The sequence below is a fragment of the [Mycobacterium] manitobense genome, from assembly GCF_025821665.1.
GTDB classification, from domain to species: Bacteria; Actinomycetota; Actinomycetes; order Mycobacteriales; family Mycobacteriaceae; genus Mycobacterium; species Mycobacterium arseniciresistens.
The window spans coordinates 20,197-39,946 of the sequence record NZ_JACKSJ010000017.1; the positions used below are offsets into that span (position 1 = coordinate 20,197).

Here is a 19,750-nt window from a genome sequence, read left to right on the forward strand (position 1 = left end):
GGCCTAAACCTAGCGGAAAACCCCTGGCAGGCTGAGCGCTGCCATCGTGTCGTCGTTCAGCGGGTTGTCATGCACCATGTACGTCCACGTCGACGTCGGCCGCGCCAGCTTGGAGAGGTCCACACCCGGTTCGTCCTCGATGGACGGCGCGGTCTCGAAGGTCTGCTGAGCAGCCTCGATCGCGTCGGCGGCCAGTGACGCGAAGGCGTCCACCGCCATCCGGTGGAACTCGTCGAGCGGGTTCTGCCTGCCGAGCGCGCGCAGGTGGATGCTCTCTCTGATGTCCGCGAGGTAGGCCAGGTGCTCACACCAGCCGCGGTCCAGGTGGTACAGCATGATCAGCCGGCAGATCTCCTCGAGGCGATCCTCGGAGAGTTGCTCCAGCAGATCCTCGTAGCGCTTGGGCGCCAGCTCGGCGAGCTCGTCGCGCGCGGCGGCGGTGCGCAGCAACGTGTCTCGGCGGTCGACGATGATTGCCCGCTGCTGGGCGATCAGCTGGTTGTAGCGCCAGGTGTTGGCGTGCACGTCGAGCAGCCTGCCCTCGGCGACGCGCTGGGCGTGATCGAGCAGACCCGCCGCCCTCGGCGACACGATGCGGCCGTCCTCGTCGGTCTCGGTCGGCAGCTTGTTCGGCTCCAGGTGCGAGAGCACCAGGTCGTCCTCCCAGCTGGAGAAGAACACCGACGTGCCGGGGTCGCCCTGGCGCCCCGCCCGGCCGCGGAGCTGGTTGTCCAGCCGTTCGGTGTGGTGGCGCCCGGTGCCGACGACGTGCAGGCCCCCGAGTTCAGCGACCTCATCGTGTCCGGCTTCGTCCGAGCCCCCCAGCCGGATGTCGGTGCCGCGACCCGCCATCTGGGTCGACACCGTCACCGCGCGCAGCCTGCCCGCCTCGGCGATGACGCGGGCCTCCTCCTCGTCGTTCTTGGCGTTCAGCACCACCGCGGGCACCCCGTGCTTGACCAGCTTCTCGTGCAGCTCCTCGGACTCCGCGACATCGTGGGTGCCGACGAGCACCGGCTGACCCGTCGCGTGCACCTCGGCGATGTGCTCGACGATCGCGTCGGTCTTGGCGGCCGCGGTGATGTACACCCGGTCGGTCTCGTCCTCGCGGACGTTCGGGGTGTTCGGCGGGATCGGTGAGACGCCCAGCTTGTAGAACTGGCGCAGCTGCTCGCCGGCGGCCAGCGCCGTGCCGGTCATCCCGCACACCGTGGGATAGCGGTTGATCAGCGCCTGCACCGTGATGGTGTCGAGCACCTCGCCGGTCTCGGTGGTCTCGATGCCCTCCTTGGCCTCCACCGCCGCCTGCAGGCCGTCCGGCCAGCGCTGCAGCGACGCGATGCGGCCGCGCGAGGCGTTGATCAGGTGCACCGCGTCGTCGCGGACGATGTAGTGCACGTCGCGCTGCAGCAGTACGTGCGCGTGCAGGGCGACGTTCACCTCGGTCAGCGTGGTGCCGACGTGTTCCTCGGAGTACAGGTCGATGCCGCCGAGGCGGGCCTCCAGCCGTCGGGCTCCCTCGTCGGTGAGGTGGACGTTGCGGCTGTCGTTGTCCGTGGAGTAGTACCGCTCGGCGTTGCGGTCGGCGATGAGGTCACCGACCAGGCGGATCACCTCGACCCGCGGTGTCTCGCGGTGGCTGGTGCCTGCCAGCACCAGCGGCACCAGCGCCTCATCGACGAGCACGGAGTCGGCCTCGTCGATCAGCGCGACGTCGGGTCGCGGCGAGACGAGGTCGTCGACGGTGGTCACCAGCTGGTCGCGCAGCACGTCGAAGCCGACCTCGTTGACCGAGGCGTAGGTGACGTCGCACTGGTAGGCGGCGCGCCGTTCGGCGGCGGTGGAGTCCGCGGTGATCCAGCCGACGGTCAGGCCGAGCGCCTCCAGCAGCGGGCCCATCCACTCGGCGTCACGTCGGGCCAGATAGTCGTTGATGGTGATGACGTGCACGTTGCGCCCGCCGATGGCGTAGCCGGCCGCCGCGATCGCGCCCGAGAGCGTCTTGCCCTCACCGGTGGCCATCTCGACGACGTCGCCTGCCAGCATCCGCAGCGCGCCGAGGAGCTGGACGTCGAAGGGCCGCAGTCCGGTCGCGCGTTCGGCGGCCTCGCGGGCGACGGCGAGGAACTGCGGGATGTCGGCGGACTCGGACAGGTTCTCGAGTTCGAGCAGTTGTGCGGCCTTGCGCAGCTGGTCGTCATCGAGGTCGGCGGCCTTCTTGTCGAAGTCCGCCGACGTCTCGACCTGGGTGAGGGACCGGCTCTGGTCCTTCTCGGTGGTGGCGCCGAGCAGCTTCCAGAACCTGCTGCTCAGGCGGCCTTGACTGCGCGTGGTCGTCTTGGGCACGTGTTCACGGTACGCGTTCGCTTCCCCCGCGAGTGTGCGTGTCCGCACGTCGACACGCCGCCCGCGCTGGCACTTCGCGCGCGCTCGCGGATGGGGTTCAGCCCGCGGAGAAGTCGATGTGCACGCAGTCGGCGACGGGTTCGAAACCGATTCTGCGGTAGATCGCGTTGGAGACCGGGTTGGCCAGGTCGGTGAACAGCACGACACCGGTCACCCCGTCGGCAAGTGCGGCGGCCGCTGCCGCCGCGGTGACCGCCGATCCGTAGCCGCGCCCGCGCCGGTCGGCAGGCGTGAACACCGGGCCGATCCGCGCCACACCGGCTGCGGGCGCCCGCAGCATCGCCATGCCGACCGGTTCTGCGTCGACGGTCCACAGCAGGATCCGGTCCCCCACCTCGAACGCGGTGGCCACCAGGCGCCGGCCCGCGGCGTCGTCGCGCGGGTGGCCGAAGGTCTCGCCGTAGAACGCCTCGATCCAGTCGACGAGGAGTGCGGTGTCTTCCGTGGTGGCGAGGCGGGCGCGGCCCGCGACGCCGTTCGGCGGCCGCAGGTGGCCGAGACGGTGCAGCCGCTCCTCGACGGTCACCACGCCGCGGCGGCCGGTGACGGTGCGCCAGGCGTCGGCGAACGCGATGGTGGCCGGTCGCACGCCCCGCACGCCGGGCAGGCCGGGCCGCAGCCGCGACACCTCCTCGGCCACCGTTGCGGCGGCGCCGGGCGGAATCGCGTTGGCCAGCAACGGCATCGGCGGTGTCTGCATGGCCGCGCCGACTAGGGTCGCGTCGTCCCACAGCGTCAGCAGAACGGCGTCGGCGGGTACCCGGTTCGACTGCAGCAGCGTCAGTTCCACCGTGTGGGCGACGGGGTCACTGCGGTACAGCGGCTCCGCTGTCGCGCGGAAGTCGTCGACCGAATCGTGGTGTCGCGCCCTCATCGTCGTCTCGATCTCGACGGTGACGTCGGCACGGTCAGCCCAGGTTGGAGCGGCGTGGATAGGCGACGCTCGGGTCGGTCAGCGCATTGACCACCGCGGGCAGCCCGGCCGCGAACGCCCGCTCCAGCGCCGGGCGGAGCTGGTCGGGCGTGCTGACCAGTTCGCCGTGCCCGCCGAGCACACGCACCACCTCGTCGTAGCGGGTGCCGGGCCGCAGTTCGGCGACCACCGAGTAGCCGTACAGCGCCTCCATCGGGTGCTTCTCGAGCGCCCACACGCCGTTGTTGCCGATCACCGACACCACGTTCACGCCGTGGCGAACCAGGGTGTCCCACTCCATCCCGGAGAAGCCGAACGCACCGTCGCCCTGCAGCAGCACCACCTGCCGCTCGGGCCGGGCCAGCTTGGCGGCCAGCGCATAACCGGGCCCGGAGCCCAGGCAGCCGAAGGGTCCGCTGTCCAGCCACGCCCCCGGCACGTAGCTCTCGATCATCCGGCCCGCGTACGAGCCGAAGTCGCCGGCGTCGATCACCACGATCGCGTCGCGATCGAGCAGTGGCGCCAGTTCGGCGTACACCCGCATCGGGTGCAGCGGCGTGCGCATGTCGTCGAGGTCGGCCTGCTCCTGCGCCCGCACCGAATTCTCGTTCTCCCGCAGATCAGCAACCCATGCCTCGTGGTCGCCGCCGCCCGCGCCGGCCAGCGCGGTCAAGGTGGTGGTGAGGTCGCCGTAGAGCGCCGCGGCGACGGGGCGCGGGTGCGGCCGCACGGGCGCCGCGCGGTCGGCCACGATCACCGCGGTGTCCTCGCCGAACACCGCACCGAAGCCGAGGCGGAAGTCCATCGGCACCCCGATCACCAACGCGACGTCGGACTCCCGCAACGCCTTGGACCGTGCGCGGGAGAACGCCAGCGGGTGATCGGCGGGCACCACGCCGCGCGCCATCCCGTTCATCAGCACGGGGATCCGCAACGTCTCGGCCAGCTGCAGCAGCGCCCGTTCGCCGTGGCCCCACCACACGTTGGTACCCGCCATGACGACCGGCCGCGCCGCCGATGCCAGCAGCGCCACCGCCGCGTCCAGCGCGGCGCCGTCCGGCGGCGTGGCCGCAGGCGGCGCAGTCAGCGCGCCCGGCGCCGCGGTGTCCGGTGCCGCGCCGAAGACGTGATCCATCGGGAAGTCGACGAACGACACCCCCGAGGGCGCGCCGACCGCCGCCCGCAGCGCATCGTCGACCAGACCCGCTGCCGCGCCCGCCGACTGCGCGGTCGCCGCGAATCGGCACAGCGGCGCGACGAAGGGCACGTGGTCGATCTCCTGCAGCGAACCCTGGCCCCAGCGCATCGCCGGTGCCCGGCCGCCGAGGATCACCAGCGGCGACTGGTTCTGCTGCGCGGCGGCCATCGCGCTCATCCCGTTGGTGATTCCCGGACCGGCCGTCAGCGCAGCGACGCCCGGCACCCGCGTCACCTTCGACCAGCCCTCGGCGGCGAACGCCGCGGTCTGCTCGTGCCGGGTGTCGATCAGCCGGATCCCTTCGGCCCGACAGCCGTCGTAGATCGGGAAGATGTGTCCGCCCGACAGCGTGAACATCGTGTCGATGCCGCTGGCGCGCAACCGCCGTGCGATCAGATGCCCGGCGTTCACGCTCTGTTCGGCAGGAGCCTCATTGCTCATGGCCGCAGCATATCGGCGGCATACGCTTTGGCTGTGCACACCGCGAACGTCACCGAGGTATTGATCGCAGGCGCCGGGCCGGTCGGGTTGACCGCCGCCGTCGAACTCGCCCGCCGCGGCGTGGCCTGCCGCATCGTCGACCCACTCCCCGACCCGCCGCAGTACGCGAAAGCCGTTGGCGTGCAGCCTCGAACGCTGGAAGTGTTCGAATCGATGGGCATCCTGCGCCATGTCCTCGACGCCGGTACCGAGATGCGCGGACAGATCGTCTACGTCAACGGCGAGAAGGTGACGCAGCTGGACCTGACGCTTCCGGGCGACATCCCGTTCGCCTTCCTGTGCATTCCGCAGTACGCCACCGAACGCATCCTGCGCGAGGAGGCGAACAGGCGCGGTGTCGAGGTGCAGCGTGGCGTGCGCCTGACCGCCTTCACCCAGGACGCCGACGGCGTGAGCGCCACCCTCGCCGGGCAGGACGGCGAGTCCACCGTCCGCGCCGCCTATCTCGTCGGCGCCGACGGCGCGCACAGCGTGGTGCGCAAGGGGCTGGGGCTCACCTTCGAGGGCGCCGCATTCGACGAGCAGTACATGCTCGGCGACGTCGAGGTCGACTGGTCGCAGCCGCCGGGATACGCGATCAGGGCGATGCACCAGACCGACGGCACGACCGACGACCTGCTGGTGTGCATCCCGCTGCCGGGCCGCAACCGGTACCGGATGTCGATGCTGGTGCCCGACGAACTGGCCGCGGCGCCCGCCGACGGAGTGGCACACGGCTTCGAGGGCGGCCGCAGGCCCGAAGTCGGTCACCTCCAGGCCGTGCTCGACCGGCTGGCGCCCGAGCCGGCGACGGCCCGCAATCTGCGGTGGTCGTCGGTGTTCCGGATCAGTCACCGCATCGTCGATGCCTACGGCCGCGGCCGGGTGTTCGTCGCGGGCGACGCCGCCCACATCCACCCCCCGACCGGTGCCCAGGGGATGAACACCGGCATCCAGGACGCCTACAACCTGGCCTGGAAGTTGGCGCTGGCCGTCGCCGGTGACGCCGCCGGCGGGCTGCTGGACAGCTACGACGCCGAACGCAGGCCGGTCGGCGATGAGGTCGTCGGCCGGACAGTGCGCAGCGCCCGCCAGGGCATCGGCGCCGACTCGCCGGACGCGAGCCGCACGGTGCTCCGCGAAGGGCAGTTGCTCATCGACTACGCCGACAGCCCGATCGTCGCCGCAGGCGGCGCCGTGACGTCCTCGGCGGTCGGCGCGGGCAGGCGGGCGCCGGACGCGGCCCGCCTTCGGCGCGCGGTGGTCGCAGGCCCGGTGCGCCTGTTCACACTCTTCGGCGCCGACCACACCCTGCTCTGCTACGCAGACGGCGACGCCGGTGACGATGAGGTGGCGGCGTTCGAGGCGGCCGCCGACGCCGCGGTGCGGGCCGCCCACGGCCGGCTGGACGTGTACGTCGTGGCGGCGCCCACCGCCGATGTCGACGCCACCGTGCTGCCGTTGCTGCGCGATGACGACGGCGATTTCGCGCGCAGCTATTCCACCGCAGGGACTTCGGTGTTCGTCGTGCGCCCGGACGGCTATCTGGGCTACGCCTGCCACGGCATCGACGCCCGCGCGCTGCTGGCGTACCTGGGCAACACCTTCGGCTGACGGTGCGCCACCTCCCCGTTACCGGCGCCGGTCTGCGGTAGCTTCGCGCTGACCGGCCTGCGGCCGAGGGAGGTACCGCCGGATGGACACCGCGACGTTCAGCCCGTCGATCGACTGGAGCGTCGAGCCCGTCCACTCGGCCGTGTGGGTGCTGGCCGTCTTCCTGGTCACCGTGGCGGTGCTGGTCGTGGTGGCCGCCGTGATCGGGCGGACCACAGCCTGGGGGCGTCAGTTCGTCCGCATCACCGGGCGGTACTTCACCGGCAGGCAGAGTCTTCCGGCGTGGGGGCTGCTGGCCGTGCTGCTGCTGCTGACGATCGTGTCCGTCCGCATCAGCATCCTGCTCACCTACTACGCCAGGGACCTGTTCACCGCATTGCAGGTGGCCTTCCAGACCGGCTCGGGAGCCGGCGCGGGCGCCACGGGCGTGCAGGGTTTCTGGTCGACGATGCTGGTGTTCGCGGTGCTGGCGGTCTGCTACGTCGTCCGGCTGCTCGCCGATCTCTACGTGACGCAACGGTTCATCATGCGGTGGCGAATCTGGCTGAGCCGCCGCTTCATTCACCGCTGGCTCAATGGGAACGCCTATTTCCGAATGCAGTTCGGGCGCCAACCGGTCGACAATCCAGATCAGCGCATCCAGGCCGACATCGACATCTTCACCACCGGCGCGGGCGCCGAGCCGAACAATCCGGCCTACACCTCGAGCCACGTGCTGGTGTTCGGTGCGGTGGAGGCGGTGCTGTCGGCGCTGTTCTTCGGGATCATCCTGTGGGAACTGTCCGGGCCGCTGAGCTGGCTCGGCGTCACCGTGCCGAGGGCGCTGTTCTGGATCGTGCTGGCGTACGTGCTGGCGGCGACGGTGGTCGCGTTCGTCATCGGCCGGCCGATGATCCGGTACAGCTACGTCAACGAACTGCGCAACGCCAGCTTCCGCTACGCGCTCGTGCGGATGCGTGACGCCGGCGCGGCGGTGGGCATGTACCGCGGGGAGCACGTCGAAGGGCGACTGCTCGACGGACGGCTGTCGGCGGTGATGGACAACTACCGGCACTGGCTCAACCGGATGATGCTGTTCATCGGCTGGAACACCTCGGCCAGCCAGGCGATCAACCCGCTGCCCTACATCGTTCAGGCGCAACGGTTGTTCGCACAGCAGATCACCTTCGGCGAGGTGATCCAGTCGGCCCAGGCGTTCGGCGCCATCCACGACTCGCTGTCGTTCTTCCGCAACGCCTACGACAATTTCGCCAGTTACCGCGCGGCCACCATCCGGCTCGACGGACTGGCGCGGGAGAACCGCATCGCTGCAGCAGGCGGGCGGGTGGAGGTGGCCGCCGCCGGTGACGGCACGCTCGCGGTCGACGAGGTCGAGGTGCGCACCCCTGAGGGGACGGCGCTGATCCGCGACCTGTCGCTGCAGCTGGCCCCCGGCGACTCATTGGTCGTCAGCGGGCCGTCCGGCATCGGGAAGACGGTGCTGCTGCAGAGCCTGGCGGGCATGTGGCCGTTCGCGTCGGGAACGGTCGAGCTTCCGGGCGGCCGCGACGGGGCGATGTTCCTCCCCCAGCTGCCCTACCTCCCCCTCGGCGACCTGCGGGCGGTCGCGTCGTACCCGACAGACGACGCCGACGACCGCGACATCCAGTCCGCGCTGCTGCGGGTCGCGCTGTCCCACCTCGTCATCCGCCTCAACGAGGTGCGCGACTGGTCCAAGGTGCTCTCCCCGGGAGAGCAGCAGCGCGTCGCCTTCGCCCGGGTGCTGCTGACCCGGCCCCGTGTGGTGTTCCTCGACGAGTCGACCGCGGCAATGGACGAGGGTCTGGAATTGATGCTCTACGACTTGCTGCGCGCGGAGCTACCCGAGGCGATCCTGGTCAGCGTCAGCCACCGCGCCACCGTCGCGCAGATGCACCGCCGGAGGCTGCAGCTGGTCGGTGACGGCCGCTGGCACCTGGGCCCCGCCACGCCGGGTTGACGCGTCCGGCACCACTCCGCACAGCCGCTCGCGGTACCTTGCCCGGATGGACGGAATGTTCGTGCCCAGCCTCGACTGGAGCAGTGAGCTGCTGGAGTCGCTGGAATGGATCGCCAGGGGCTGGCTGTACGCCGCGGTGGCCACTCTGGTCATCCTGGTGCTGATCGCCAAGACCACCACCTGGGGCCGGCAGTTCTGGCGCGTCACCAGCGGCTACTTCACCGGGCCGGACAGCGTCATCGTGTGGGCATGGCTGGCGGGCCTGCTGCTGCTCGTCATGGCGAGCGTGCGGCTGTCGGTGCTGTTCTCGTTCCAGGGCAACGACATGATGACGAGCTTCCAGGTGATCGCCGCCGGGGTCGGTGCGGGCGACGAGGCGGTCAAGCAGTCCGGCGCGGACGGCTTCTGGATGTCGCTGACCATCTTCGCGATCCTCGCCGTGCTGAACATCGTGTTCATCGTGCTCGACCTGTTCGCCGCGCAGCGGTTCATGCTGCGCTGGCGCACCTGGCTGACCGATCAGCTCACCGGCGACTGGCTGGACGGCAAGGCGTACTACCGCTCCCGCTTCATCGACGACACCATCGACAACCCGGACCAGCGCATCCAGGCCGACATCGACATCTTCACCACCGGCGTGAACTCGCAACCCAACACGCCGGGCAACACGTCGACCTCCACCCTGCTGTTCGGCGCCGTCTCCGCCATCGCGTCGATGTTCGCGTTCACCAAGATCCTGTGGGACCTGTCGGGGCCGATCACCCTGCCGGTGATCCAGTACGAGCTGCCCCGGGCGATCTTCTGGATCGGCATCGTCTACATCGTCGTCGCCACCGTCGTCGCGTTCGCGATCGGCCGGCCGATCATCCGGCTGTCGTTCAACAACGAGAAGTTCAACGCCGTCTTCCGCTATGCGCTGGTGCGGCTGCGCGATGCGTCCGAGGCCGTCGCGTTCTACCGCGGTGAGCTCGCCGAGCGCAGCGGTCTGCGGCGGCGGTTCGTCCCGATCGTGGAGAACTACAAGAAGTACGTGAACCGGATGGCCGGCTTCCTCGGCTTCAACTTCGCGATTACCCAGAGCCAGGAGGTCATTCCGTACCTGGTGCAGTTCTCCCGGTTCTACAACGGTGAGCTCACGCTGGGTCAGCTCACCCAGACCGCGGGCGCGTTCCGCGAACTGCTGACCGGACTGTCCTTCTTCCGCAACGCCTACGACAACTTCGCCGGCTACCGCGCCGCCATCATCCGTCTGCACGGACTGGTGGTCGCCAACGAGGAGGGCCGGGCGCTGCCCGAACTCGACCGGTCGGACAGCGGCGACGGCACCGTGCAACTCGACGACGTCGAGGTCCGCACCCCGGACGGCAGGCAGCTGGTCAACCCGCTGGACCTGCACCTCGAGCCCGGCGACACACTGGTCGTCACCGGCGAGTCGGGCAGCGGCAAGACCACACTGCTGCGCAGCCTCGCCCAGCTGTGGCCCTTCGCCTCGGGATCGATCGCATGCCCCGACGACGAGAACGCGACGATGTTCCTGTCGCAGCTGCCCTACGTGCCACTGGGTGACCTGCGCACCGTCGTCTCCTACCCCAGCCAGGCGGGCTCGCTGGACGACGAGGACCTGCGGCGGGTGCTGGCGCAGGTCGCGCTGCCGCATCTGGCCGACCGCCTCGACGAGGTGCAGGACTGGGCCAAGGTGCTCTCACCCGGCGAGCAGCAGCGCATCGCGTTCGCCCGGATATTGCTGACCGCCCCGAAGGCGGTGTTCCTCGACGAGACGACGTCGGCGCTCGACGAGGGGCTCGAGCTGATGCTCTACCAGCTGGTGCGCCGCGAGCTGCCGGACACGATCGTCGTCAGCGTCAGCCACCGCAGCACGGTCGAACAGCACCACGCCAGGCAACTGCAGCTGCTCGGCGAGGGCGAGTGGCGGATCGACGACATCGAGCGGGACCCCGCCCCGGCCTAGTGGCGGGCGGCGTGCTCACCGGCGCGCCGGCCGAAGAACGAGCCCTCGCCCAGCTGGGTGCCGCTGGAGTAGCCCTTGCCGTCCTGGGCGATGTTCGACGCGCACGCCCCGGCGGCGTACAGGCCGGCGACCGGCGAGCCGTCCTCGCGCAGCACCTCGCCGTCGATGGAAACCGCGAGCCCGCCCATGGTGAACCCGGAGTACATCGCCCGGCCGAGCGACAGGTCGAACGCCGCCCACGGTCCTTCGGTCTGCGGGGCGACGTAGTCGGGGTGCTTGTGGAAGTCGGGATCCTCACCGCGCGCGGCGTTCTCGTTGTAGCGCTGCAGCGTCGTGGCGAGACGGCCGGCCGGGATCTCGAGCGCCCGCTCCATCTCCTCGACGGTCTCCCAGCCGTCGATGAACTTGATCAGCGGCATCGCAGGCATCTCCATGTGCGCCTCGTCGACGATCAGGTAGGCGATCTGCTCGGGCTGCTCGAGGACGTAGGCCGACGTGCGCGAGTGATAGGAGTCCTCGGCGACGAACCGCTCACCGTCCTTGTTGACGATGACGCCGGTGAGCAGGATCTCCGGCGGATAGGCGGCGGCGGTGATGAACAGCTGGTCGAGATTCTCGGCGACTCCCCCGGCGGACACGCCGAGCCGGATGCCGAGGCCGTCGTCGTTGGGGTTGCCCAGGATGTAGGGCTCCACCAGCCCGTGGTGCTTGGTCTTGCGCTTGTGGCCCAGCGCCGGAGTGTGCTCGGCGACCATGTCGGGATTCATCGCGAAGCCGCCCGCGGCGATCACCACGGACTTCGCCTTGCTCGCCCCCGTCTCGGTGAAGTGCTTCCACGTCGCGCCGACCACCGCCCCGTCGGCCGTCACGAGGTTCGTCGCCCCGGTCTCGTAGCGGATCTCGACGCCGAGTTCGTCCGCGCGCTTGAGCAACAGGTCGATCACCATCGCGGCGCCGCCGAGCTCACCGGGGACGGGCACCGAGTGGCCCCGCGGGGAGGGCACGGCCTTCTCGGTGAACGGCCACACCTTCTCGTTGCCGGTGTAGGACAGGCCCTCGGTGCCGGGCGGGACGACGACCTTGCCGGGGTAGAAGCTGCGCTCGAATTGGAAGCCCAGGTCCTCGAGCCAGGTGAAGTGCTCGACGCTGCCTTCGCAGTAGGCGCGAATCTTGTCGTGATCGGGCTCGCGCGACACCGCGACGAGGTACTTGTACATCTCCTCGGCGCTGTCATCGTGGCCGGTGGCCTGCTGCACCGCGGTGCCGCCGCCGAGGTAGAAGTGACCGCCCGCCATCGACGTGGTGCCGCCGGCAGCGGCGGCGCGCTCCAGGACCAGCACCCTGGCGCCGGCGGCGGCGGCGCTGACCGCCGCGCATCCGCCCGCGATGCCGAAGCCGATCACCAGGACGTCGACGTCGTCGGACCAGTCCGGCACGTCCGCGGCATCGACGGTCTGGGGAATCTCGGTTGTCACTGCTGCTCCTGTTTCACTGCTGTTGATGTCGGACGTAGTCGAAGAATTGGCGGATCTCGTCGGGGATGTGTGCGATCTCGATGTAGGGCACCCCGGACCGCTCGTCGGAGACGTAGGCGAAGCGCATGCCGCCGGGCATGACGCCCTGCGCTGCGATGGTCGCGCCGCCGTCGGCGGCGGCCGCCACCGCGGCGTCGAACGCGGCCTCGTCGTCGACCTCGACGCAGACGTGGTGCAGGCCGGGTCCGGACCGGTCGAGGAATTCGGAGTACACGCTGTCACCGGAGCCGGGGGCGATCAGCTCGAGTTGCAGGTCGCCCGCATAGCTCAGGGAGATGTCCGCGGTGTAGTCCGCCGGCCGCCCGCGGTGCGTGCAGGTGTCGGGACCGAAGTGCACCCCGGGCATCCGCACCCAGTTCCGGGCGCCGAGCAACGCCGACAGGCTGCGCTCGGTCGCGTCGAGGTCGTCGGTGACCCACGCGAGCTGGACAGGTGTCTGATTGGGCATCGGGTCGAGAATATCGCCGGTCGCCCGCCGTGGCTAGAACGTGTTCTAGTTTCGTCCGGTCATCTCGTCGACCAGCAGCCCGAACAGCGCGTCGAACAACAGGGCCGGCCGGGTGAACGTGTCGGAACCGTACTGACCGAACACCTCGAGGTTGATCGCCCCGACCAGTCCCGCCCACAGCGCGATGCACCGGACCACCAGCGTGTCGCCGCCGTCGAATCCGAACTCTGCGCGGAGTCCGTCGAAGTCGGACGACAGTGGTTGCCCGACAACACCTTCCGGCACGCGGACTTCCCCCGCGGCGACGCCCTCGGCGACGGTGTCGAACAGCGCCTGCACCACCCTGGTGCCGGGCAGGACGGTGCGTTCGGCTGGGGCGTGGTAGCCGGGCACCGGACTGCCGTAGAGCAGCGCCCACCGCGCCGGCTGGTCGACCGCCCACCGCCGGGCTGCGCCGCCCATGCCGAGGAGGCGGTCGCGGGAGGACGGGGCCGGGACGGCGCGTGCCCGGTCGACGGTGTCGGCGAGTTCGGAGTAGGCGTCGACCAGCAGCAGGGTGAGCAACTCGTCCCGGCTCGCGACGTAGCGGTACACGGCGGAGGACACCATGCCGAGGTCGCGGGCGATGGCGCGCAGCGACAGGCCGGCCGGGCCCTCGGTCTCCAGGTGCTTGCGCCCGAGCGTGACGATCTGCGCCTCGATGCGGTCGCGTGACTCCTGCCGTTTGCCCACGTGGCCAGTGTGACACAAAGCGAGAACACCGCTCTTGCTTTATCGCGGATCCGATGACATTCTGAAAACGAGAGCAATGCTCTTGTCACCGAGTCGAAGGAGTCCGCGCAATGCCCGCACGCTATGACCCACCGGACCGAGTCGCCAGAATCGTCAACCACGTTTTCCGCTGGCTGGCCGAAGCCGGCGTCAGCATCGCAGGCACCCGGGCGCTGCGCGTCCGCGGCCGCAAGTCCGGGGAACTGCGCACCGTGGTGATCAACCTGCTCACCGTCGAGGGCCGCGACTACGTCGTGTCACCACGCGGAAACACGCAGTGGGCCCGCAACGCCCGCGCCGCCGGTGAGGTGGAGACCGGCCCGCGCTGGCGCCGTCGCCGCGTCCGCGTCGTCGAGGTGGCGGACGGCGACAAGCCGAACCTGCTCGAGCGCTACCTCGATCGCTGGTTCTGGGAGGTCAAGGGCCACACCGCAGGTCTGACACCGGATTCCACCGCCGAACAGCTGCGGGCGGCGGCGCCGTCGATCCCGGTGTTCGAACTCGTCGGCTAGGGCAGCGGCGGTGCGGTGCCACCGGTGACGGTGAGCACGTCCTCGCGGGCCTGCTGGCTGGCCACCTGCCATGACACCGCTGCAGGGAACCGCCCCCAGGTGCTGTTGAACATCCCGATGATCACCGCCCGGCCGTCCGGCGTCACCGAGTACACCGGTCCCCCGGAGTCGCCCTTCTGGCTGACCACTCCGTTGCCCATGGTGAACCAACCGTTGTAGACCGCCTCGACGGTGCCGCAGCTCTCACCGGTGATCACCCCGAAGTGGCAGATCGGCATACCGGGCTGCGGCACCACGGCCGGGTCGGTCACCAGTTGGCGGCCGCCGGGCAGGATGTTGTTGACCGGGACGTTGACGGCCAGGCCGATCGCCTCCCAGTCGGAGATCTGGTGATTGGTGTCGATGGTCGCGCCGTCGGGTGTGTTGTCGCGGTACAGGGCCTGGGTGCCGATGAAGTTGCCGCCGCTGTCGAACACCGGCCCACTGCCGCGACAGTGCCCCGCGGTGAACGCCACCCGCAGTTGGGGATCGACGAAGCCAAGGGTGCACACGTTGGCGTCCTGGTGGATCTCCATGCCGGGATAGACCAGGACACCGGGCTGGGCCTGGGCGGGCGGGACAGCCGTTGCGGCGCCGGCGAGGCCGACGGCCACCGCGGCAACCACGCGAAACCAGCGTCGGCGCACGGAGGCCTCCGATCGGTCGGGGTGTGCTGGCGGTCAAGCGTAACCGGCACGGTGGCCGGTACGTCCAGAGACCGAGCAACCTCCCCCGAGGGCGCCCGTCCCTTCCACCATGGACGGGCTGAGCTTAACGATCTTGACCGTCGCCGTGGCCGGTTCGGCGTCAGGAGTCGAATCCCAGGCCCACTCTGTCGAGCCCGCGCAGCAACATGTTGCGCCGGCCCGCCGCATGGTCGGCCCGGTCCAGTGACCAGCGGGTGGCGTGAATCCCCATGGCCGCGAATGGCTCTGGCGGGAACGGCACGGGACGGCGCCGGACCATCTCGAGTTCGGTGCGCTCGGTGCGGCGGCCGTCGAGCAGGTCAAGGCAGGTGTCGGCGGCGAACCGGGCCGCACCGACACCGAGTCCGGTGAACCCGTTGACGTAGGCGACCCGGCCGTGACGTGCCAGCCCCCAGTGCGCACAGAACCGGGTGTTGGTGTCGATGGCCCCCGCCCAGCGGTGGCTGAACCGGACGTCGTCGAGTTGGGGGAAGGTGATGAAGAAGTGCGCCGCGAGACGCCGGTAGCTGCCCGGCCGGTCCTCGTACGCCGGATCGACCCGGCGCCCGAAGTGGTACACCGCGTCGTAGCCGCCCCACACGATGCGGTGATCGGCGGTCAACCGGTAGTAGTGGAACTGGTTGGCGGAGTCGCCGATGGCCTGCCGGTTGCGCCATCCGATCCGGTCCAGCTGCTCATCGGTGAGCGGTTCGGTGGCCAGCACGTAGTCGTAGACCGGAACGGTGTGAAACCGATTGCGCCGCAACAGGCTCCGAAACACGTTGGTTGCCAGCACCGCGCGGGCGGCGGTGACCGTCCCTGCGCCGGCGTCCACGCGGAGGCGTCGGCCGCCCGAATCGATCGACGTGGCCCCGGAGTCCTCGAAGATCTCGACACCTGCGGCCGTGCAGGCACGGGCCAGTTCGAACGCCAACTTCGCCGGATGGACGACGGCGCAGTCGTCCGCGCTGAACAGGCCGGCCCGGAAGGTCGGCGAGTTCACCTCCGCGGTGACCTCGTGGCGGCTCAGCAGCCGGCCCGCACCCTCGGCCGACGCGCGAGCCAGCCAGGCGTCCTGATGCGGCTCGGTGGACACCTGCAGCATCCCGGTCCGCTCCCACTCGACGTCGAGACCGAGCCGCTCGACGTCGGCCTGCATCCCGTCGAGGTTCTCCATCCCGAGCCGCTCGAGCCGGTCGAACTCGTGCGGCCAGCGCGACTTCCCGTTCTGCGCACCGTGAGTGAGGCTGGCGTCGACGAATCCGCCGTTGCGTCCCGACGCCGCCCAGCCCACCCGATCGGAGTCGACGATCACCACCCGCTGTCCGGGCCGGCGTTCCGCGGCGTGCAGCGCCGCCCACAGCCCGGTGTAGCCGGCGCCGACGACCAGCAGATCGCAGTCGACCGTCGCCGTCAGCCGGGGATACCGCGGCCGGGGGATGTCGAGCCACATCGGCGCGAAGGCGCTCGGCGTCAGCGCGCGGTCGATCAGCGCCGGGTCGACGTGGCCGTCGAACACTGTCCGCATCCTGCGGAGGTTACGGCCGCCGCGCCGGATCAGATGGGTACTTCCGCGGACGGGCCGACCGGCACGCGCCGGTCGGCGGGCTGCCATCCTGGCGGGCCGAAGACATACCCGAGCCGGTCGCGCCACCGGGTCGCGGTCCGCACGTCGGCGGCGATCGCGACGTACTCGCGGGTCTGCAGCTTCCAGATGTTGAAGGTGTCGACCGGTTTCGTGAGGCCGTAGTGCGGGCGGAACAGCTCGGCCTGGAACGTGCCGAACATCCGGTCCCACAGGATGAAGATGCCGCCGTAGTTCTTGTCGAGGTACTCGGCGTCCATCCCGTGGTGCACCCGGTGGTGTGACGGGGTATTGAACACGAATTCGAATGGCCGCCAGAGCTTCCCGATCCGCTCGGTGTGCACCCAGAACTGGTAGATGAGGTTGAGCGAGAAACTCGCGAACACCATCCACGGCGGAACACCCAACAGCGGCAACGGAATCCAGATCAGGATCTCGCCGCTGTTGTTCCACTTCTGCCGCAGTGCGGTCGCAAAGTTGAAGTACTCGCTCGAGTGGTGGGCCTGGTGGGTGGCCCAGATCAGCCGCACCCGGTGTGCGATCCGGTGGTAGGCGTAGAACAGCACGTCGACACCGACGATCGCGATGACCCACGTGTACCACTGCGTGGACGGCAGGTGCCAGGGTGCGACGTAGGTGTACAGCGCGGCATATCCCAGCAGCGCGGCGAACTTCCACGCTCCGGTGGTGGCGATCGACACCAAGCCCATCGAGATGCTCGCCCACGCGTCCCGGGAGTGGAACGCCCCGGCGGGCGCGCGCCCGTCCCGCGCATCCTCGAGCTTGCGGGCCGCCGTCCATTCGACGATCAGCAGCGCCAGGAAGAACGGGATGGCGAACAGCACCGGATCGCGCATCTGCAGCGGCAACACGTCGAGCGCCGACCGCACCGCGTCCCAGCTGGGATTCATCGTCACACCTCCCGGCCCAGTTTAAGTCACCGGAAGTTCAGCACCTGGTCACCCCAGGCGCTGCGGAGGTGCTCGTCCAGGTCGGTGACCAGCCGGTCTTCCTTGTCGATGACCAGGGTGCTGTGGTCACCCCGCCGGTACGGCCGCCACACCGGGTCAACCGTCGACGGGTCGCCGTCGACCGCAAAATCCAGCCAGCGCCGCCGCATGCGCCGCGACACCTCGCGCCCGGTCTTGAGCCCACCGAGTTTGAACGTCGGATCCTTCGAGCCGGCGACCAGGTTGCCCCAGACGTAGGGCAGTTCGGTGGCGTGCGCGGCGCCGAGGCGCAGCAGCCGCAGCATCGGGGTGGACCAGTCGAACCGGTAGACGTACACCGGCGCCACCGCGCTGTGGCCGTCGGCGAACCACAGGGACGGCATCCGGAACCCGATGTCCCGCGCGACACCGAGGCCGCGTGCCTTGCCGCGGGCGCGCGGGTACGCACTGCCGATCTGGGCGTCCGATGGGATCTGCAGACCTGGCTGCTCGGATTCGATCTCGGCGAACATCGCCTTGATGGCCTGCGGGGTGATCGGCATCAGCGGTGAACGCATCCAGCGGAACAGGGCCGCCTCGTCCCGGTTGGTACCGATGATCAGCGGCACCGGGTGCGCCCGGCCGTCTCGCGCCACGTCGATCGGATGCTCCGGCACCAGGTCCCCGTCGACGATCGGCGCGAAGGCCAAGGTGCCCGGGGTGCGCACCGGCACCTCGTCGAACAGCCGTTTCGACGCCGCCAGTACGGCATCGAGGGGAAGGTCGAGCAGCCGGCCGACCTCGCCGGCCTGCAGGCCGAGATGGCCGAGGAACCGCTCGGCGACCCGGCGGCCGCGGCCTGCGTCGTAGACCGAGGTCACCGGCGAACTCTGGGCGATCGCGCGGGCGAACAATCCCTCGGCTGCCGGACTCGTCATCAGGGTGGTCACGATCCCGCCACCGGCCGACTCGCCGAACAGGGTGACCCGGTGGGGGTCCCCGCCGAACGCGGCGACGTTGTCCCGCACCCAGTGCAGGGCGAACACCACGTCGCGCAGACCGCAGTTCGACTCGAAGCGGCTGTCGCCGAACGAGGACAGGTCGAGGAAGCCGAAGGGGCCGAGCCGGTAGTTGATCGTCACGACCACCACGTCGCCGTCGGCGGCAAGCGCCCGGCCGTGATACAGCGGCTGGTTGGCCGACCCCAGGACGTACGCGCCGCCGTGCACCCACACCATCACCGGCTTGCCGTCTCCCGCAGCGGTGTCGGACGAGGCCCACACGTTGAGGCGCAGGCTGTCCTCGGCCTGCGGCGCACCGAGGTCGATGGGGATGCGGGCGTCGGTGGCCTGCGGACACACCGGCCCCACCCGGGTGGCGTCGGCGACCTCTGACCAGCGCTGCGGCGGTCGCGGCGCCCGCCAGCGCAGCTCGCCGGAGGGGGCCGCGGCGTACCGGATCCCCTTCCACACCTTCACTGTTCCGTCGTCGACGCCGCGCACCGGCCCGTAGCCGGTCTCGACGACCGGTCCGGCTTCCGCCGTGCTGCGGTATTCGTCGGTGGTCATGCGGCTCCTTCGGGCAGACAACTCCTCCAGGGTACTCAGCAACGCCGGCATACCCGCTGATCCGGCCGTTGCACGGCGAGAGGGCGACGACTCCCGCCGCCGCGGGCTCCGCCGGCGAGGCGGGTCGGCCGCGGCCACTAGGTTGGGTGCGTGCGCCCGTTCCCGCTGCTGGCCGCGGCCATCGTCAGCGAGGTGGCCGCCACGCTGGCTCTGCGTGCCTCGCAGGACCATTCGGCCTGGCTCGCGGTGGTGGCCGCGGGCTACCTCGGCGCATTCGTGCTGCTCACACTGGTGCTGCGGACAGGGATGGCGGTCGGCGTCGCGTACGGCATCTGGGGCGCGTGCGGCACTGCGGCGACGGCGGTGCTCGCCGCGGCGATCTTCGGCGACCCGCTGACATGGCCGATCGCCGCGGGCATCGGTCTCATCATCGCCGGTGTGCTGCTGGTCGAGTTCGGCTCACATCCGCGCACGGACGGGCCGCCGTCGTGATGTGGCTGACGCTGGCCGTCGCGATCGTCACCGAGGTGGTGGCGACGCTGTCGCTGCGCGCATCGGACGGGTTCCGCCGACGGGTGTGGATCGTGCCCGTCGTGCTGGGCTACGCGGTGTCGTTCACGCTGCTGTGGGTCACCCTGTCGCTGGGCATGCCGGTCGGCATCGCGTACGGGATCTGGACGGCGTGCGGGGTCGCCGCCGTCGCGGTGATCGCGCGGTTCCTGTTCGGCGAGCCACTGACCGCGACGATGGCGCTCGGCATCGCGCTGATCGTCGGCGGCGTCCTCATGATCGAGACGGTCGGTCTCGCCCACTGAGCGCGCCGGCGAGCAGCACCGTCACCACGCCGGCCAGCGGCACGATGAGCAGGCCCATCCGCAGCCCGGCCGCATCGGCGACCAGTCCCACCACCGGCGGTGAGGCCAGGAACCCGATCCGCAGCAGCCAGGTGACCAGCGCCAGCCCGGTGCCCGGGCGCAGGCCGGGCAGCCGGTCGGCGGCGTGCATGGCCGCCGGGATCAGGGTGGCGATCCCCAGCCCCGCGGCGGCGAAGCCGGCGATGGCCGACGGCACGCTGGGGAATGCCAGCGCAGCGCCCATTCCCGCGGCGGCGACGGCGCC

16 protein-coding genes and 1 pseudogene are annotated in these 19,750 nt (G+C 70.2%); 6 read left to right on the top strand and 11 right to left on the bottom strand.

Translation table 11 applies throughout. From position 1 onward, the window contains the following. Positions 1 to 9: 9 nt before the first annotated feature. From secA2 to H7I41_RS01805, 3 genes are all read right to left on the bottom strand, one after another. Positions 10 to 2,346: an accessory Sec system translocase SecA2 gene (gene secA2 / locus H7I41_RS01795; RefSeq protein WP_264010843.1), complete on the bottom strand. Its 2,337-nt coding sequence runs from the start codon at positions 2,344 to 2,346 to the stop codon at positions 10 to 12. A gap of 97 nt (positions 2,347 to 2,443) precedes the next feature. Beyond that, complete coding sequence (locus H7I41_RS01800) at positions 2,444 to 3,280, bottom strand: GNAT family N-acetyltransferase (protein WP_264010844.1); 837 nt, start codon at positions 3,278 to 3,280, stop codon at positions 2,444 to 2,446. A gap of 34 nt (positions 3,281 to 3,314) precedes the next feature. Next, on the bottom strand, positions 3,315 to 4,958 hold the full coding sequence (locus tag H7I41_RS01805; RefSeq protein WP_264010845.1) for an acetolactate synthase: 1,644 nt from the start codon (positions 4,956 to 4,958) through the stop codon (positions 3,315 to 3,317). Between the two features lie 33 nt (positions 4,959 to 4,991). On the opposite strand from H7I41_RS01805, the gene H7I41_RS01810 reads away from it, so the two are divergent. The 3 genes from H7I41_RS01810 to H7I41_RS01820 all read left to right on the top strand — a co-directional run bounded on the left by H7I41_RS01810 (position 4,992) and on the right by H7I41_RS01820 (position 10,558). Continuing rightward, positions 4,992 to 6,611 carry an FAD-dependent monooxygenase gene (locus H7I41_RS01810; protein ID WP_264010846.1) on the top strand — a complete coding sequence of 540 codons (1,620 nt, stop codon included), beginning with the start codon at positions 4,992 to 4,994 and terminating at the stop codon, positions 6,609 to 6,611. Between the two features lie 82 nt (positions 6,612 to 6,693). Beyond that, the gene (locus H7I41_RS01815) at positions 6,694 to 8,589 is read left to right on the top strand and encodes an ABC transporter ATP-binding protein/permease (protein WP_264010847.1); all 1,896 of its coding nucleotides are present in this window, start codon (positions 6,694 to 6,696) and stop codon (positions 8,587 to 8,589) included. A gap of 55 nt (positions 8,590 to 8,644) precedes the next feature. Next, on the top strand, positions 8,645 to 10,558 hold the full coding sequence (locus H7I41_RS01820; RefSeq protein WP_372503637.1) for an ABC transporter ATP-binding protein/permease: 1,914 nt from the start codon (positions 8,645 to 8,647) through the stop codon (positions 10,556 to 10,558). Here H7I41_RS01820 and H7I41_RS01825 read toward each other — a convergent pair. Genes H7I41_RS01825 through H7I41_RS01835 form a run of 3 tightly spaced genes read right to left on the bottom strand, consistent with a single transcriptional unit; the run spans position 10,555 to position 13,273 of the window. Beyond that, positions 10,555 to 12,033: an FAD-binding protein gene (locus H7I41_RS01825; protein ID WP_264010849.1), complete on the bottom strand. Its 1,479-nt coding sequence runs from the start codon at positions 12,031 to 12,033 to the stop codon at positions 10,555 to 10,557. The genes H7I41_RS01820 and H7I41_RS01825 overlap by 4 nt on opposite strands. A gap of 13 nt (positions 12,034 to 12,046) precedes the next feature. Next, on the bottom strand, positions 12,047 to 12,541 hold the full coding sequence (locus tag H7I41_RS01830) for a VOC family protein (protein ID WP_264010850.1): 495 nt from the start codon (positions 12,539 to 12,541) through the stop codon (positions 12,047 to 12,049). Between the two features lie 45 nt (positions 12,542 to 12,586). After that, positions 12,587 to 13,273, bottom strand: a complete 687-nt coding sequence (locus H7I41_RS01835) for a TetR/AcrR family transcriptional regulator (RefSeq protein WP_264010851.1) — start codon at positions 13,271 to 13,273, stop codon at positions 12,587 to 12,589. 110 nt (positions 13,274 to 13,383) lie between these two features. Here H7I41_RS01835 and H7I41_RS01840 point away from each other — a divergent pair, with 110 nt between their 5' ends. Next, on the top strand, positions 13,384 to 13,824 hold the full coding sequence (locus tag H7I41_RS01840; RefSeq protein ID WP_264010852.1) for a nitroreductase/quinone reductase family protein: 441 nt from the start codon (positions 13,384 to 13,386) through the stop codon (positions 13,822 to 13,824). Here the strand turns inward: H7I41_RS01840 and H7I41_RS01845 are convergent. The 4 genes from H7I41_RS01845 to H7I41_RS01860 form a co-directional block, all read right to left on the bottom strand. Beyond that, a complete protein-coding gene (locus H7I41_RS01845) occupies positions 13,821 to 14,489 on the bottom strand; it encodes an Rv1815 family serine proteinase (protein ID WP_264010853.1) in 669 nt (222 codons plus the stop codon). The two genes, H7I41_RS01840 and H7I41_RS01845, sit on opposite strands and share 4 nt — an antisense overlap. A 181-nt stretch (positions 14,490 to 14,670) precedes the next feature. After that, positions 14,671 to 16,077 (bottom strand): NAD(P)/FAD-dependent oxidoreductase, encoded by a 1,407-nt coding sequence (locus H7I41_RS01850; RefSeq protein ID WP_264010854.1) that lies wholly within the window; start codon positions 16,075 to 16,077, stop codon positions 14,671 to 14,673. A gap of 29 nt (positions 16,078 to 16,106) precedes the next feature. Next, positions 16,107 to 17,045: a sterol desaturase family protein gene (locus H7I41_RS01855; RefSeq protein WP_264010855.1), complete on the bottom strand. Its 939-nt coding sequence runs from the start codon at positions 17,043 to 17,045 to the stop codon at positions 16,107 to 16,109. Positions 17,046 to 17,071: 26 nt separating this feature from the next. Next, a complete protein-coding gene (locus tag H7I41_RS01860) occupies positions 17,072 to 18,631 on the bottom strand; it encodes a carboxylesterase/lipase family protein (RefSeq protein ID WP_264010856.1) in 1,560 nt (519 codons plus the stop codon). 150 nt (positions 18,632 to 18,781) lie between these two features. On the opposite strand from H7I41_RS01860, the gene H7I41_RS01865 reads away from it, so the two are divergent. Continuing rightward, on the top strand, positions 18,782 to 19,123 hold the full coding sequence (locus H7I41_RS01865) for a DMT family transporter (protein WP_264010857.1): 342 nt from the start codon (positions 18,782 to 18,784) through the stop codon (positions 19,121 to 19,123). After that, positions 19,123 to 19,446 (top strand): DMT family transporter, encoded by a 324-nt coding sequence (locus tag H7I41_RS01870; RefSeq protein ID WP_264010858.1) that lies wholly within the window; start codon positions 19,123 to 19,125, stop codon positions 19,444 to 19,446. Before H7I41_RS01865 ends, H7I41_RS01870 begins: the two co-directional genes overlap by 1 nt. Here H7I41_RS01870 and H7I41_RS01875 read toward each other — a convergent pair. Next, a pseudogene (locus H7I41_RS01875) lies at positions 19,415 to 19,750 on the bottom strand (MFS transporter); the annotation flags it as partial. The gene H7I41_RS01870 and the pseudogene H7I41_RS01875 overlap by 32 nt on opposite strands.